We start from the raw sequence: 15,718 nt of genomic DNA on the forward strand, positions 1-15,718 counted from the left end.
ACCACCACGTCGAGGGGGTGTCCGTGCGCGACGCACTCGCCGGGGAATGGGGTGCGGACGACGAGGTCGTCCTCGTCGACGGAGACGCACAGGTCCCGGTGGCCGGAGCCGGGCCGCCGGGGCCCGGCGTCGAGGTCGTCTCGGGAGGTCGGCGGGCACCGGTCTCCGTACTCTGAGAGCGTGGCACCGTCTCTTCCCGATCTCGTCCTCGACCAGGCACGATCCCTCACCCACGTCGCCCAGAACCGACTCGGGCGCGCGCTGCGCGACCGTGTCGCCGGCGAGGACGCCCCGGCCGCGGCGCGTCGGATCTGGCAGAGCCAGGGGCCGCGGTGGTTCACCGAGTCCGATCCCATCTGGATCGTCAACCAGGACGCCGCGATGTTCCCCGGCGGCATCACCTCGCTGCTCCTCCAGTCGCTGCACCCGGGCGCGATGGCGGGCGTCGCCGGTCACTCGGGGTACAAGGGCGACCCGTGGGGGCGGTTGCAGCGCACGAGCCACTACCTCGCGACGGTGACGTTCGGGACGATCGAGCACGCCGAGGAGGCCATCGCGCACGTCCGCGGCATCCACGAGCGCGTCCGCGGCAAGGACCACCGGGGTCGTCCCTACCGCGCCGACGACCCGCACCTGCTGCGGTGGGTCCACGTCGCCGAGAACTGGTCGTTCCTCGCCGCCCACCAGGCCTTCTCCGACCGCCCCCTCACCCCTGCCGAGGCCGACACCTTCGTCGATCAGACCCGGGTGAGCGGTGAACTGCTCGGCGCCACCGACCTGCCGCGCACCGTCGCCGAGCTCGAGGCCCGGATCGCCGCCTACCGCCCGGAGCTGGAGGCCTCCCCGGCCGCGCGCGAGGCCGCGGCCTTCCTGCTCAAGGAGCCTCCGCTCCCGTTCTCCGCGAAGGGCGGGTACGCCCTGCTCGCCGCCGGTGGCGTCTCACTCCTCCCCGACTGGGCGCGCAGTGAGCTCGGCATCCCCATGCCGCGGCTCGTCCGCCCGCTGGCCCAGGGGGCCGGCCGGTTCGGCGTCGCCGCCGTCCGCTGGGGTATGGCCGGACTGGACGACGACGAGCGCCTCCGCCACGGCGATGTCTCCTGACACCTTCACGGGGGAGACGGGCGCGACCAGGGAGCGGCGCGCGATCATCGACGACACGGCGTCGATGATCGCACCGAAGGATGCGGTGCCGGGGCTGTGATGGCGACCCTCTGGGCGCATCCTCACCTGCGATCCTCGGGTGCCGACGCCCGTCTCAGGGGCCGGGCGCGGCCGAGGGCGTGCTAGTGGTGGGGGATGACGCTTCACGATCTCCCCGACGAGCTCATCGAGGGTCTCGACGTGCGCGGAGCCACGCGCGTGACCGGTGGCGACATCGCGCAGGCCTATCGTCTCGACACCCCGACCGGACCGCTCTTCCTCAAGACGATGCGCACGCCTCCCTCCGGCCTGTTCGCACGGGAGGCCGCGGGGCTGCGGGAACTGTCCGCCCACGCGCCGGCGTCGCTGGGCGTCCCCGACGTGAGGCGTGAGTGCGCGCAGGGCCTCGTCCTCAGCTGGATCGACGAGGGTGGGCGTCGACCACCGTCCACCGAGGCCGGGTTCGGGCGCGCGTTGGCCCGGCTTCACCGCACGACCCGCCCGCAGTTCGGAGGCCTCGCCGGCGACGGCGGCGGCTACCTCGGCTCGGTCCCCATCGACCTCACGCCGTGCGCGGACTGGCCGGAGTTCTACCTCGAGCGGCGCCTCAGGCCCCTGCTCACCGCCGCCGTGTCGGCCGGACGCGTCTCTCCCCAGGCGACGGCGCTGCTCGACCGTCTCGCACCGCGAGTGGACGACCTGTGCGGACCCCCCGAGCCGCCTGCACTCGTCCACGGCGACCTCTGGGCCGGCAACCGACTCGTCGACACCGAGGGTCGGTCATGGCTCATCGACCCGGCCGCCCACTACGCCCACCGTGAGATCGACCTCGCGATGATGCACCTGTTCGGCGGCTTCGGCGCGGCCGTCGTCGCCGCCTACGACGAGGAGTACCCCCTGGCGGCGGGGTGGCGCGAGCGGATCGCGTGGTACCAACTGCCACCCCTGCTCGTCCATGCGATCCTCTTCGGCGGCGGGTACGGCGACTCGGTCCTGGCCGCGTTGCGGCGCTACGTCTGACGGTTCGGCTGATCGCCTGACGCGGCGGCGCGACGCGGGCGCTCCCGGGCTGTCGCGTCCATCCGTCGATCCGCAGGTCGGCGTCCCTACCAGGGGAGGCCGCATCGTGTCATCCTCGCCACATGGACCCGCGCCGAAGCTTCCTCGACTCGACCGACGCCGTCGCCGAACTCGTCTCCCGCGTCCCGTCCGACGCCTTCGACCAGCCCGGCCTCGGCGTCTGGGACGTCCGCGGCCTCATCGGGCACACGTCGCGGGCGATGTCGACCGTCATCACCTACCTCAAGATGCCCGCGACGAGCGTCACCTGCCCCGACGCTCGCGCCTACTACGTGTGGGTCGCCGACTCCCCGCAGCAGGACGCGCAGATCGCCGCCCGCGGGGTCGAGGCGGGCAAGGCACTCGGGAGCGATGTCAGCGCCGGGTTCGCCGGGCTCGCGCGTCAGGTCCGAGGGGTGCTCGACCGCATCCCCGCGGGCGTCGACCCCGTCGTCTCGACCCTCGCCGGGGGCATGCTGCTGTCGCACTACCTCCCGACGCGCACCTTCGAGCTCATCGTCCACGGCTACGACATCGCTCGCGCCGTCGACATCGAGTTCGCCCCGCACCCCGACGTCGTCGCCGAGACGGTCGCGCTCGCCGCGCGCATCGGCGTCGCGCTCGGGCACGGGCCGTCGCTCGTCCCGGTCCTCACGGGCCGCGGAACGTGGAGCGACGCGACGGTGGTGTCCCGGGCCGGTCACTGACGCTCCGGGGTTCCCGCTCCGAGGTCCCGTTCCCGGCTCCGGTGCTGCGCCTTCGGGCCACCGACCGAAACCGGGTGGACGCGTCGGCGAGAATGGGGACATGAGCCTCAAGGAAACGATCCAGGCCGACCTCACGACCGCCATCCGCGAGCGCGACCAGGTGCGCGCCGGGACGTTGCGCCTCGCCCTCAGCGCCATCACCAACGCCGAGGTGGCCGGCAAGGAGCATCGCGATCTCACCGACGACGACGTCCTCGGGGTGATCGCCAAGGAGGCGAAGAAGCGCAACGAGTCCGCGTCCGTCTACGCCGACGCCGGCCGCTCCGAGCTCGCCGAGCGGGAGCGTGCCGAGCTCGCCGTCCTCGAGACCTACCTGCCCGCTCAGCTCGAGGACGCCGAACTCGACGCCATCGCCGCGGAGGCCAAGGCCGAGGTGGGCGCCACCGGCATGGGGCAGATGGGCCAGGTCATGAAGGCCGCTCAGGCGAAGGTGGCCGGACGGGCCGAGGGCGGTCGCGTCGCCGCCGCGGTCAAGAAGGCGCTCGCGGGCTGACGGGCGCCGCGCCGCCGGCCGGTCCGCCTCTGCACGGGTCCGCGACCGTCCCCCGGGAGTGCTCAAGTCCGGGTGAGCTCGGCCGTACGTGAATTCATGAGTTCGCCGCGCCGTGACATCGCCGAGGCGGAGGCCCGTATGCGGGTGACGTTCGGCACGCGCACCGCCATCAAGAACCTGCACGAGATCATCCACGAGGACGAGACGGTGCAGGAGCTCGCCGCGTGCCTGTACGCCGGTGGTGACGGTGTCCTCATCCTCACCGACAAGCGCATCCTCGGGCTGCGAGACGACTACTCGAAGTACCACTACCGCGACCACGCCCTCGCCGGGGCACAGAAGCTCGACTACGACCCCGTCATCCACGACGGGTTCGCCCTGACGACGGCCACCGGCCGCCTCGTCGTCCGCAAGATGCACGTCGAGGACTCCGGGCGCCTCGTCGCGCGGTTGCGCGCCCTCGTGCCGGGTCTCGTCCTCGAGGTGACGAGGCCGGGGGCGCGAGGTCGGGTGCCGATCCGTCCCGCGGACCCGGCGGCACCCGCTCCGGGCACTCCCACCCCCGACGGTGTCGCCGCCGCCGCGACCGACCAGGCCTACGCGGCCGGTGCCGCCGTCGGCGCCTTCCCGCCGCCGCCCTCACCGTCGGGAGATCAGGCCGAGGCCGACAAGCGGGTGCTCATGGGGGTCCTCGCCGATCTCCACGCCAAGGGGCTCCTCTCCGACGCCGAGCTTGCGGCGAAGCTCGCCCAGGTCGCGGCCCAACCCTGAGCAGGATCGCAGGCAGCGATGTGGCGAGGTGGTGGTGATGGCGACCACCTGGCCACATCCTCGGCTGCGTCGCTGCTCGTCAGCGTGACTCCGCTCTCCACGGGCAGCCTGTGGACGGCGGCCCGAGCGCGGCCCACGCCGGCTCCCGCGGTGTCGACGATGACGGGGTGACCCCGCTTCCTCGCGCCGCCGCCGGTCTTCCCGACTCCGCTCTCGCCCTCGCGCATCGTCAGCTCGGATTCCTCACGACGGCCCAGTTGCGGGAGTCGGGCGTCACGAGGGCGCAGGTGCGGTGGGCGCTCACCCGACGGTGGACGTGCCCGCTCCCCGGTGTCGTGCTCCTCGGGGAGGGCCCGTTGGACGCGGACCAGCGGGCCGTCGCGGCCGTCCTCTACGGCGGACCCAGCAGTGCGCTCACCGGTCTGAGCGCGGCCGCTCGGTACGGGGTGCGGGCGGCGGTGCGGAGTCCGGAACTCGTCGACGTCGTCGTCCCCGCCCGCTGCGCGGCCCGGCAGACGGCGTGGGTCGCGGTGCATCGCACGACGGTCGAGGATCCCGACGCCCGGATCGTCCGAGGGGCGCGGCTCGCCTCTCCGGCGCGGGCGGTCGTCGACGCCGCCCGGTGGGTTCGCGATGACGAGACCGCGCAGAGCATCGTCATCGAGGCCTGCCAGCGCCGGCTCTCCACCCCGGCCGAGCTCGCCGATCAGCTGGCCCTGCTCGTGTGCGCGCCGGGCACCGCCCGCGCCAGACGGGCCGTAGACGTCGCGGCCGCCGGGGCCTGGTCGATTCCCGAGGCGCGTCTCGCCGCGGCGGTCGCCCGCTCGGCGGTGTTGCCGCCACCCCTGCTCAACCCGACCCTGAGCGCCTCGGGGCGTCGGCTCGTCAGCCCCGACATGTGGTTCGACGACGTGGCGCTCGCGGTCATGGTCCATTCGAAGGCGCATCACGCCGTGGGCGGGGACTGGGTGGCCACCGTCGAGGACGACGGCGACCTCGTCGCCTTCGGCATCGTCGTCATCGGCGTGACGCCGACGACCGTGTTCCGCGATCCCGACCGTGCGGTCCGTCGGATCGAGCGTGCCTACGCGGCCGCCTCGGCGCGTCGACGACCCGGCGGCATCGTGGCGACCCCCCGCGACCCGTCCGGCGGACACCCGCTCCCGTGGGCGGGGTGAGGGTCGCAGGAAAGGATGTCGCCGGGCGGTCGTGAGAGCAGCCACCCGGCGACATCGTCGGCGACATCGCTGCCGCGCCCGCGCCGCCTCTGCGACCGGCGCACGGGTCGGCTCGCGACGTCAGCTCACGTGAGCAGATGACGGGAGATGACGAGGCGCTGGATCTGGTTGGTGCCCTCGAAGATCTGGGTGACCTTGGCCTCGCGCATGTACCGCTCGACCGGGTAGTCCTTCGTGTAGCCGTAGCCGCCGAGGACCTGGACCGCGTCGGTGGTGACGCGCATGGCGGCGTCGGTGCAGATCATCTTCGCGACCGAGGCCTCCTTGCTCATCGCCTTGCCCGCGTCCTTGAGGCGGGCCGCGTGGAGATAGCTCGCCCGCGCGCTCGTGACGGCGGCCTCCATCTCCGCGAGGAGGAATGCGAGACCCTGGAACTCCGCGATCGGCTTGCCGAACGCCTTGCGCTCCTTGGCGTAGGCGACGGCCTGGTCGAGAGCGGCCTGGGCAAGTCCCGTCGCGCACGCCGCGATGCCGAGACGACCGGCGTCGAGGGCCGACAGCGCGATCGACATGCCCTGACCCTCTCGGCCGACGAGGTGGTCGGCCGGGACGCGGACGTCGTGGAAGATCACCTGTCCGACGGTGTCGCAGTCGAGGCCCATCTTGCGTTCGGGCTTGGCGAACTCCAGCCCCCGGGCGTCGGCGGGCACGTGGAGGCAGGAGAGTCCACGGGGACCGTCGTCGCTCGTGCGGACGAAGCACGTGTAGAAGTCGGCATGCCCGGCGTGGGAGATCCACGCCTTGACGCCGTTGACGACGTACTCGTCGCCGTCGCGGCGGGCGCGCGTCGAGATCGCCGCGACGTCGGAGCCGGCATCGGGCTCCGAGAGACAGTAGGCGCCGAGTTTGCTTCCGTCGAGCATGGACCCGAGGAACCGGGACTTCTGTTCGTCGCTGCCGAACGCGAAGATCGGGTTACAGGTGAGCGAGTGCACCGAGACACCGACGGCGACGCTCATCCACGCCGACGCGATCTCCTCCAGCGCCTGCAGGTAGACCTCGTAGGGCTGGCCGCCGCCGCCGACCTCCTCGGGGTAGGGCAGCGTGAGCAGGCCCTGGTCGCCGAGGAAGCGGAAGACGTCGCGGGGGAACTCCGCCTTCGCCTCCATCTCGTCGACGAGGGGGCGCAGGCGTTCGTCGCACACCTCGCGCGTCATGGCGATGAGGTCTTCGGCCTCCGAGCTGGGGAGAAGTCGCGTCGCAGTCATGAGGCCAGGCTAGGGCGCCACGCGGGTCGGGGCGGCCGATGTCGCGAACCGCGTCCACGGCGCGCGGGAACGGGGCATGGGCCCGGGCGGTGTGGCGCCGACCACGACGGGGACGTGGTCGGGTGCCGTGCGATCACGCCGCGAGCGATCGACGGTTCGGGAAGGGTTGCGGCGGCGCTATGAATGTGACGAATGCGGGTCCACGTAGGGATTCGAGGGGGCATATGCGGATAAGATCTCGTCATGAGCGACGCACATGCGCCCCGGGACGCCTTCGATGTGAGAACGGCGAGCGTGCTGCTCGGTGTCAGTGACGACACCCTGCGCCGCGCCGTCACCCGCGGGGACCTCCCGGCGACCAAGGACGGCGGGGGACGCCTGCAGATCGACGGCGTCGACCTCCTCGCCTACGCCGAGGAGCGCGACGCCGCCGCGCCGCAGGGGGGAGGACGGACCTCGGCCCGCAACCGGATGGTCGGTCTCGTCACCGACGTCCGTGTCGACGCCGTCATGGCCCAGGTGCAGATGCGCTGCGGCCCGTTCACGATCACCTCGCTGATGAGCGCCGATTCGGCACGCGACCTCGGTCTGCGCCGGGGGGTGCTCGCCGCGGCCGTCGTCAAGTCCACGACCGTCGTCGTCGAATCGTTGGGAGACCTTGCATGACCCGCACCCCCCGCACCTTTCGCGGCGCTCTCGCCGGGGCGGCCCTGCTCGGCCTCACGGCCTGCGGCGGAGGCGCGACCGGTCCATCCGCCACGTCGCCCCACACCTCGGCGCAGACCTACGCCCCGATCACGGTCTTCGCGGCGGCCTCGTTGCACTCGGTGTTCGACGAGATCGGCGCCGACGTCGAGACGCGCACGGGGGCGAGGATCACGTTCTCCTACGCCGGGTCGTCGGATCTCGCCGCGCAGCTGGGCGCGGGAGCGCCCGGCGACGTGTTCGCCTCGGCGAACGAGAAGCAGATGGCGGTCGCCGTGGACGCCGGGTCGGTGCCGTCGGGGACGCCGCGGCCGTTCGCGACGAACACCCTCACGGTCGTCACGCCCAAGGACGACCCGGGCCACGTCGATTCGCTGGCCGACCTCGCCAGACCCGGTGTGACGACGGTCGTCTGCGCACCGCAGGTGCCGTGCGGGGCGGCGACGAAGGAGCTCTTCGCCGCGACGTCGCTCACGGTGAAGCCGGTCAGCGAGGAGGCCTCGGTCACCGACGTCCTCGGCAAGGTCGCCTCGGGGCAGGCCGACGCCGGGCTCGTCTACGTCACCGACGCGACCAGCGCGGGCGAGGCGGTCTCCGTCGTGACGACCCCCGAGGCGCAGCGCATCGTCAACACCTACCCGATCGCCGTCACGACCCACGGCCGGGAGGACCCCGCCCGCGCCGCGACGGCCGAGGCGTTCGTCGAGGCCGTGCGCGCGGAGTCGGGGCAGCAAGTGCTGCGCGCCGCGGGGTTCGGGGCGCCGAACACGTGACCGGAGTCCCCCGGTGGGTGTGGCCGGCGGCGGCCGTCTCGCTGCTCGTCGTCGTCGTCCCGCTCCTCGGGCTCGTCGGCCGGGTCGACTGGGCCGCGTTCCCGGCGCTGGTGACGAGCGAATCGTCCCTGGCTGCCCTGGGACTGAGCCTGCGCACGGCCGCCGTGAGCACGGCTCTGTGCCTCGTGCTCGGCACGCCGTTGGCCGTCATCCTCGCCCGCGCACCGACGGCCGGGTGGGTCCGCTGGGTGCGCGGCCTCGTCCTGCTGCCACTCGTGCTTCCTCCCGTGGTCGGGGGTCTGGCGCTGCTCGCGACGTTCGGCCGGGCGGGTCTCGTGGGGCGGAGCCTGCACGCCGTCGGCATCGACATCGCGTTCACGACCGTCGCCGTGATCCTCGCACAGACGTTCGTCGCGATGCCGTTCCTCGTCGTCGGGCTGGAGGGGGCTCTGCGCACCGGCGGATCCCGTTACGAACGGGTCTCGGCAACGCTCGGCGCCTCCCCGACACGCACCCTCACGCACGTGACGCTTCCGCTCGTGTGGCCCGGCCTGCGGTCCGGCGCCACGCTCGCGTTCGCCCGGTGCCTCGGTGAGTTCGGGGCCACCCTCACCTTCGCGGGATCGCTCCAGGGCGTCACGCGCACACTGCCGCTCGAGATCTACCTCCAGCGGGAGGTCGACCCGGACGCGGCGATCGCGCTGTCGCTCGTGCTCGTCCTCGTCGCCGTCGTCATCGTCGGGATCACCTACGACAGCGGGGGTCTCGGAGACCGGCGAGGGAGGGCGGCGGCCGCATGACCGGCGCACTGACCTGGGAGGGGGAGTACGCCCCCCGCGATCATGCGACCCGGCTGCACGTCGAACCGGGGCGCATCCTCGCCCTCGTCGGCCCGAACGGTGCGGGCAAGAGCACGACCCTCGACCTCCTCACCGGTCTGCTGCGGCCGACCCGGGGGCGGCTGGACCTCGGCGACGACGTCCTCTGCGACACCGCTCGGGGCATCGACGTGCCCACCCACCGCCGCCGTGTCGCCCTCCTCGGGCAGGACCCGTTGCTCTTCCCCCACCTCGACGTCCTCGCCAACATCGCGTTCGGACCCCGCAGCCAGGGGGTCCCCGGCCGTGAGGCGCGGACGCACGCACGAGGGTGGGCCGAGCGGGTCGATGTCGCGGAGTTGCTGCGTCGGCGGCCGGCGCAGCTCTCCGGAGGGCAGGCGGCGAGGGTGGCCCTCGCCCGCGCCCTCGCCGGTGCACCGCGTGCCGTCCTGCTCGACGAGCCCTTCGCCGCGCTCGACGTCGATGTCGCACCCGCGATGCGGCGCATCGTCGCCGACGCGCTCGCGGCCTCCGACGTCCCGGCCGTCCTCGTCACCCACGATCTCCTCGACGTCGTCGCCCTCGCCGACGAGGTCGCCGTCGTCGAGAACGGCCGGATCGTGGAATCCGGCGCGACGGTCGAGGTCCTCCGCGCTCCGGTGAGCGCCTTCGCGGCGGCCCTCGCCGGCGTCGACCACGCGCGGGGCACCGTCCGGGAGGACGGCATCCTCCGGACCCCGGCGGGACTCCTCGTGCGAGGGGTGAGCGAGGAGCCCCTCACGGTCGGGGCCGCGGCGGTCGCCGTATGGTCGCCCGCGGCGGTCGCGCTGTACGCGAGCGTCCCGTCCGGGAGTCCGCGCAACGTGTGGCCGGGCGTCGTCCGCGACCTCGCCGATCGCGGCGGTGTCGTCAGGGTCCGGGTCGCCCTCGACCGGGAGACGACCATCGCCGCCGACCTCAGTCCCGCCGCCGTCGCCGACCTCGTCCTCGCCCCGGGGTCGGCCGTCCAGGCCGTCGTCAAAGCGCAGGAGATCCGCCTTCACGCCGCTCGGTGACCACCCCGCGCCTCGACTGGGCCGACGGCCCGCGTCCACGCCGCGAATGCGGACGCCGCGCTCACGGGGTCGGGGACACGTCGACAGGATCGTGGCCACCTGCGGGAGAGACGGGGCCGTTCTCATGGTCATCGACACGCTCGAACGCCGCGACGACCTGATCCACCTCGGGTGCGCGGTTCCGAGGACGACGATCACGAGGTTCGGTGGGGTGCCCGGAACGCCGGACTACCACCAGACGGCCCTCTCCGACCCCTGATCGGACCGGTGAGCCACGGATCCGATCGAGGCTCCTCAGCGCACCACCTCGCGGTGACCGGCGTCGAGGCGCCTGGTCCAGCCCTTCTCGTCGAGGTGTTCGAGGAGGGGGATCGCGACGCGGCGCGTGGTCCCGAGGGCCGCGCGGGCCTCGCTCGTCGTGAACGGTTGGGGGAGCCCAGCAAGGATGCGCATGGCCTTGGCGGGGGCGATGGGCTGAAGGAGGATCCCGTCCCGCAGGCGCAGGAGGCGCCCGGCGCGGACAGCCGCACCGATCTCCCGCGGACCCAGCCGGGCAGCGTCGAGATCGGGTTGCTCGGGCGTGGCGAAGGGGCGCTCTTCGAGTCGCGCCTCGATCGCTGCGAGGCCCGCCTCCGCCGCGCCCAGGCTGGCGGTGAGCCCCGGTTCGTGGACCCGGCCGCCCTCGTGGAGGAGACCCGCGGAGCGGGCGAGGGGGGCGACGAGGTCGAGTCGGGGGATGCCGGCGGCGGTGCGGGCCGCCTCGGCCGGCATCCATGGCTCGAGGGGGTGCGTGCGAGCGTGGTCGGCGGTGACGTCGCGGAGGGCCTGCTGCCACCGTGCCCACACCCGGCTGTCGACGAGCAGGTCGGAGTGCCGGACGATCCCGTGGGGCGGATGGTCGAGCTCGTCGTCGCCGACCCCGAGGCGCCGGGCCTCGGCGGCACCGAGATGTCCGCGGGCCACGACCTCCGTCGCGAGGTCCACCCCTGCCGTGCGCGCGGCCAACTCCTCGGCCCGTCGGGCCCCCGCGCCTCGACGTCGCAGCTCGGGAGGGTCGACGTCGAGGACCAGGGCCCCCGCGACCCGGCCGGTGCCGGGATCGCGCAGGATCGCCCGGTCGCCGCTCGCGAGTGGAAGGGGCTCCTCGACGGTGAGCCGCGCGCCGTCGCTCCCGAGCGGTCGCACCCGCGCCTCGAGCGCGGCGGTGCCGATGTGGAGCATGAGGCGCTCGGGGAGCTCGGCGACGGTGCGGCTACCGGAGGGGAGTGTCAACCGGGCGTCGAGGACCGACGTCGTGGGCCACGCTCCCGGGGTGAGCAGGGCCTGGCCACGATGGAGCTCCTCGGTACCGACCCCGCGCAGGTTGACGGCGACCCGCGCTGTTCCCGAGACGGATTCGCGGGGCTGCTCCAACGATTGGAGGCTGCGCACGCCGACCCTCCGTCCGGAGAGCTCCAGGGTGTCGCCGACGTGGATCGTGCCCGCGGGCAGCGTCCCGGTGACGACGGTCCCCGCCCCGGTGATCGTGAAGGACCGGTCGATCCACAGACGCACCCGGGCCTCGGGATCGGGGCGGGGGAGCCCGGCCACGAGGTCGTCCAGCGCGCCGCGCAGTGCGTCCATCCCGGTCCCCGTGCGCGCGGACACCGCCACCGACCTCATGGGGGTGATCCCGGCGTCGGCGAGTTCGGCGGTGGCGCGCTGCGTCGCCGGGCCGGGGTCGGCGAGGTCGGCACGGGTGATCGCGAGGAGGACGCGCTCGACCCCCAGTGCGGCGGCGGCGGCGAGATGCTCGGCACTCTGCGGTTTCCACGACTCGTCGGCGGCGACGACGAACATCACCGCGGGCACCGGTCCCAGCCCCGCGAGCATGTTGCCGATGAACCGACGGTGGCCGGGCACGTCGACGAACGCGACCGTGCACCCGCTCGGCAGGGTCGTCCAGGCGTAGCCGAGGTCGATGGTGAGGGCCCGGCGCTTCTCCTCCTCCCAGCGGTCGGGCTCCATCCCGGTGAGCGCGCGGACGAGGGTCGACTTGCCGTGATCGACATGACCGGCCGTCGCGACCACCGACATCGACGTCAACGGTGCGGTCGTCATCGGGGGCCTCCGGGGGGATCGTCGCGGTATGCCCTGCTCACGGTCTCGGCGGGCGGAGGGTTGATGAGCACCGTAGGCCTCGAACGGAGGTGCCGGGGCCCGAAGGCGTCGGTCACTACGGCAGGACGTCGTCGTGGGCGACGCGGCGGAGAGCGTCGAGGAGGCGCTGTTCGTCGCCGGGGTCGACGGCGCGCAGGTCGACCAGGCACGCCCCTCCGGTGACGTGGGTGACGACCCCGTGGGCGCGCAGGGCGGCTCCCCAGTGGTCCGGGAGGGCGATCGCCACACTCGGGAGCACGACGCCCGGGGCGCCGCCACCGCCGACCGCGGCGTCGTGCGGGACCACCGCGGTCTCGATGCCGTCGTCCCGCAGCGCCTCGGCGAAGGTCTCGGTGCGGTGCCGCAACTCGGCGAGGTCCGCGCGCAGGGCGCGGGCCGTCGGTGTGGGGCCGCCGCGCAGGGTCGCCTCGAGGGCGGCGAAGGTGAGCTTGTCGACCCGAAGCGCGCGGGCGAGGGGCGATCGGCGCATCGTCTCGACGAGATCGGTCCGCCCGAGGACGAGGCCTGCCTGCGGTCCGCCGAGGAGCTTGTCACCGCTCGCCGTGACGAGGTCCGCGCCGGCGGCGAGGACGCTCGTGGCGTCCGGCTCGTCGGGCAGGAGGGGTTCGTGGCGCAGGAGGCCGCTGCCGATGTCGGCGAGCAGGGGGACGTCGAGGCCGCGCTCCCGGAGGCCCCCCAGCAGCGAGGCGAGCTCTCCGACGTCGACGCCGTGCGTGAACCCCCGGACGACGAAGTTGCTCGGGTGGACCTTGAGGACGAGGCCGGTCCGGGTGGTGATCGCACTCGAATAATCCCGGGCCCACGTGCGATTCGTGGTCCCGACCTCGACGATGGTCACTCCGGTCGACTCGAGGAGTTCGTGGAGCCGGAAGTTGTCGCCGATCTCGACGATCTCCCCGCGGCTCATCACGACCTCGGGGCGCCCGCGCGCCACTCCGAGCGCCGTCGTCGCGAGCACGAGCGCCGCGGCGCCGTTGTTCACCGCGAGGGCGTCCTCGGCGGACGGCACGGCCTCCCGGAGGGCGGAGAGCGTCCCCCGCCCGCGGCGCGCTCTGGCTCCACTCTCGAGGTCGAACTCGACGTCGACGTGGCCGGACGCGGTGATGAGCGCCTCCCTGGCCGCCGACGACAGGGCGGCACGGCCGATGTTCGTGTGGAGCACGACCCCCGTCGCGTTGAGCAGGGGGCGCAACGACGTGGGGCGTCGGCCTGCGAGGGTGGTGCGCGTGGCGGTCTCGACGTCCTCCGGTGCGATCTCGGCCGTTCGCGCTCGGGCCTGCGCGTTGGTGACGGCCGCCTTGACCGCCTCGACGCCGTGGCGGGGGACGAGGTCGGCGAGCGCGGCCATCAGGGCGTCGGTGCGGGGGATGCGACGCCGTGGATCGTCCTGCGTCATCGGTCCTCCTGCGTGCTCTGCCCGCCGCCCGCGAGGCGGATGCGGCGAGAGTATCGGCTCGACCTGCGCGTCTCACCCCCGACGGGCCGTCGTGGCCGGTCATGATGGGGCGAAGGAGAGGAGGAGACATGACCGCAGGAGGCCTGTCACCCGCGGAACTCCCGTTCGGCGCCCGCGTGCACGCCGTGTTCACCAAGTACGACGGCACGCCTCATTGGGAGTACGACCTCGTCGTCGTCGGCGTCGACGAGCACGGGGTGTGGGTCGGTGGCGCCCCCGGGGGGCACATCGCGCGGCCGGGTCTCGAGTTCGTCTCCGACGCCCACTGGGTGACCCTCTACCCGCACGACGGCTGGTGGGTCGCGACGTTCAACGACTCCGCAGGGACCTTCTCCTCCCGCATCTACGTCGACGTGACGACGCAGAGCACGTGGTGGCACCGCCCCGACGGCGTCCTCAGCGTCTCCGCCGTCGACCTCGACCTCGACGTCATCCGGCGCTTCACCGGCGAGTTGCTCATCGACGACGAGGACGAGTTCGAGCAGCACCGTGACGAGATGGGCTATCCCGACTCCCTCGTCGACGGCGCCCGACAGGCCGCGGACCGGCTCGTCGACCGGATGGGTCGTCGCGCCGAGCCCTTCGAGGACGTCGCCGAGGGGTGGCTCACGGTGTGCCGTGAGTACGTCGTGAGCGACGAGCGGGGCCGCGCCGTCCTCGGGACGGACCCGGCCGGGACCGGGCCGATCCGGACGCCCTCGCCGTCTCCGCCGCCCTCGCCGTCTTCGCTGTTCTCGACGTCCTCTCCCGACCGCTCCGCGCCGCTGGACGCCGGTGCGGCGGGCGTCGAGAGAAGTCACGACCGGGATGACGACCACGGGCCCGACTTCCTCTTCGAGGATAGCCGATTCCACGACCCGCGGTTCCGGGACGCGCCGGGAGTGCAGACCTCGGGGCACGCGCCGGCTGAGGCGGATCTCGGGGGAGCGCACCGCGTCGGGCTGGGTGAGCGGGACGAGGCCGGGGGAAACGCGAACGACCGGGACGACGACGGCCGGGACGGTGGCCGACTCCTCGACGCAGGGCTCGAGGACGCCGGTGACGACGCCGGTGCCGAGGTCGCGTTCGATGACGAGGACGACCTCGTGGCGCCGGGACTCGACGCCGAGTCCGCGCAGGTCGCGCTGCAAGCGTCGTCGTCGCCAGGCCCTGCGCAAGGGGGGTCTGGCGAGGAGGACCTGCTCGCCGTGTGGTCCGACGAGCTCGGCGACCAGCCCCTCATCGACGGCGCGGCCGAGGGGGACGACGGGCCGGTCATCGAGGTCGAGTACCACGCCGAGCGCACGGCCCCCGCGGAGGCACGCCGCGGCGAGGCCGGTGGCCGGGGCCACCACGACGACGGTGTCGTCCGAGGCGACGACGTGACCCGAGACGTCGATGTCGCCCGTGACCTCGAGGACGCCGACGACATCGACACGAGCCCGGTCGACCCGGCCGAGGTCGCTGGGGTGCTGCTCACGACGGAGTCCGGACGCACCGCTCCGCTGTGGTTCGACGGGCACGAGGTGGAGCCCGAGGAGCTCGACCTCTCACCGGAACTCAGCGACCATCTGCGCGACTGGGCGGACCGGTGGAACCGCGACTTCGACCCCGTCCGTGGGTGGCACCCGCGCGCCGTCATCGCCGATTACGAGGCGCTCGGACGGTGGCTCGGGCGACGGGTCAAGGACGAGGTCGGTGGCCTGGCGGTCACCGTGCAGCTCGCGCATCTGGGGCGGTCCAGCCTCGAGACCGTCCCGCCCGCGCCCGACCGCGAACCCGCGGCGGTCGCCCTCGACCCCGACGCCCCCGGTGACCTGCCGGTGCGGGGCGACGTCGTCACCGAGACCGGCACCGTCGGGTGCTTCAGCTCCGAGGTCAACGAACGACTGCGCCAGTGGCGGGAGTTCGGAGGGCGCGACGCGGAGGAGGCCGCCCGACTCCGCGCGCTCATGGCCGCCGAGCTCGGACCCGACTACGCCGTCGCCTGAGGAGCGAACGCACCTCGTCCGGTGGCATCCGGTACGTCCTCCGGCCGGGGCCGGGACGGGGTGATCGAGCCGGTGTCCCCGCGCGCTCCCCGCGAAGGTGGGAGT

At 73.4% G+C, this 15,718-nt stretch carries 16 protein-coding genes; 13 read left to right on the forward strand and 3 right to left on the reverse strand.

Translation table 11 applies throughout. From position 1 onward, the window contains the following. The first annotated feature begins 23 nt into the window (after positions 1-23). The 7 genes from RT054_RS09105 (at position 24) to RT054_RS09135 (ending at position 5,408) form a co-directional block, all read left to right on the forward strand. Positions 24-176: a hypothetical protein gene (locus RT054_RS09105; RefSeq protein WP_313023209.1), complete on the forward strand. Its 153-nt coding sequence runs from the start codon at positions 24-26 to the stop codon at positions 174-176. Positions 177-180: 4 nt separating this feature from the next. Beyond that, positions 181-1,101: an oxygenase MpaB family protein gene (locus RT054_RS09110; RefSeq protein ID WP_313023211.1), complete on the forward strand. Its 921-nt coding sequence runs from the start codon at positions 181-183 to the stop codon at positions 1,099-1,101. Positions 1,102-1,296: 195 nt separating this feature from the next. Then, the gene (locus RT054_RS09115; RefSeq protein WP_312717706.1) at positions 1,297-2,160 is read left to right on the forward strand and encodes a fructosamine kinase family protein; all 864 of its coding nucleotides are present in this window, start codon (positions 1,297-1,299) and stop codon (positions 2,158-2,160) included. A gap of 122 nt (positions 2,161-2,282) precedes the next feature. Then, a complete protein-coding gene (locus tag RT054_RS09120) occupies positions 2,283-2,906 on the forward strand; it encodes a maleylpyruvate isomerase N-terminal domain-containing protein (RefSeq protein ID WP_312717707.1) in 624 nt (207 codons plus the stop codon). Between the two features lie 100 nt (positions 2,907-3,006). Beyond that, positions 3,007-3,459 carry a GatB/YqeY domain-containing protein gene (locus tag RT054_RS09125; RefSeq protein ID WP_312717709.1) on the forward strand — a complete coding sequence of 151 codons (453 nt, stop codon included), beginning with the start codon at positions 3,007-3,009 and terminating at the stop codon, positions 3,457-3,459. Between the two features lie 96 nt (positions 3,460-3,555). Continuing rightward, positions 3,556-4,230 carry a hypothetical protein gene (locus RT054_RS09130; RefSeq protein WP_312717711.1) on the forward strand — a complete coding sequence of 225 codons (675 nt, stop codon included), beginning with the start codon at positions 3,556-3,558 and terminating at the stop codon, positions 4,228-4,230. 167 nt (positions 4,231-4,397) lie between these two features. Continuing rightward, positions 4,398-5,408 carry a hypothetical protein gene (locus tag RT054_RS09135; protein ID WP_313023213.1) on the forward strand — a complete coding sequence of 337 codons (1,011 nt, stop codon included), beginning with the start codon at positions 4,398-4,400 and terminating at the stop codon, positions 5,406-5,408. Positions 5,409-5,533: 125 nt separating this feature from the next. On the opposite strand, the gene RT054_RS09140 is transcribed toward RT054_RS09135, so the two are convergent. Next, complete coding sequence (locus tag RT054_RS09140) at positions 5,534-6,676, reverse strand: acyl-CoA dehydrogenase family protein (RefSeq protein ID WP_313023214.1); 1,143 nt, start codon at positions 6,674-6,676, stop codon at positions 5,534-5,536. Between the two features lie 243 nt (positions 6,677-6,919). On the opposite strand from RT054_RS09140, the gene RT054_RS09145 reads away from it, so the two are divergent. From RT054_RS09145 to RT054_RS09165, 5 genes are all read left to right on the forward strand, one after another. Continuing rightward, on the forward strand, positions 6,920-7,342 hold the full coding sequence (locus RT054_RS09145) for a helix-turn-helix domain-containing protein (protein ID WP_312717716.1): 423 nt from the start codon (positions 6,920-6,922) through the stop codon (positions 7,340-7,342). Beyond that, positions 7,339-8,154, forward strand: coding sequence for a molybdate ABC transporter substrate-binding protein (gene modA / locus RT054_RS09150; protein ID WP_313023216.1), 816 nt, complete (start codon positions 7,339-7,341; stop codon positions 8,152-8,154). The genes RT054_RS09145 and modA overlap by 4 nt, the downstream gene beginning before the upstream one ends. Further along, entirely contained in the window at positions 8,151-8,954 is an 804-nt protein-coding gene (locus RT054_RS09155) for an ABC transporter permease (RefSeq protein ID WP_313023217.1), read from the forward strand. Before modA ends, RT054_RS09155 begins: the two co-directional genes overlap by 4 nt. Further along, a complete protein-coding gene (locus RT054_RS09160) occupies positions 8,951-10,027 on the forward strand; it encodes an ATP-binding cassette domain-containing protein (RefSeq protein WP_313023219.1) in 1,077 nt (358 codons plus the stop codon). The genes RT054_RS09155 and RT054_RS09160 overlap by 4 nt, the downstream gene beginning before the upstream one ends. A gap of 124 nt (positions 10,028-10,151) precedes the next feature. After that, a complete protein-coding gene (locus RT054_RS09165) occupies positions 10,152-10,286 on the forward strand; it encodes a hypothetical protein (protein WP_312717722.1) in 135 nt (44 codons plus the stop codon). 35 nt (positions 10,287-10,321) lie between these two features. On the opposite strand, the gene selB is transcribed toward RT054_RS09165, so the two are convergent. Together selB and selA are read right to left on the reverse strand one after the other, a co-directional pair. Next, complete coding sequence (selB, locus tag RT054_RS09170) at positions 10,322-12,127, reverse strand: selenocysteine-specific translation elongation factor (protein ID WP_313023221.1); 1,806 nt, start codon at positions 12,125-12,127, stop codon at positions 10,322-10,324. A gap of 115 nt (positions 12,128-12,242) precedes the next feature. Then, the gene (gene selA / locus RT054_RS09175) at positions 12,243-13,583 is read right to left on the reverse strand and encodes an L-seryl-tRNA(Sec) selenium transferase (protein WP_313023222.1); all 1,341 of its coding nucleotides are present in this window, start codon (positions 13,581-13,583) and stop codon (positions 12,243-12,245) included. A gap of 128 nt (positions 13,584-13,711) precedes the next feature. Here selA and RT054_RS09180 point away from each other — a divergent pair, with 128 nt between their 5' ends. Further along, positions 13,712-15,613, forward strand: a complete 1,902-nt coding sequence (locus RT054_RS09180) for a DUF402 domain-containing protein (protein WP_313023224.1) — start codon at positions 13,712-13,714, stop codon at positions 15,611-15,613. Positions 15,614-15,718: the final 105 nt, after the last annotated feature.

Source organism: Mobilicoccus sp. (assembly GCF_032060985.1).
GTDB lineage: Bacteria > Actinomycetota > Actinomycetes > Actinomycetales > Dermatophilaceae > Mobilicoccus.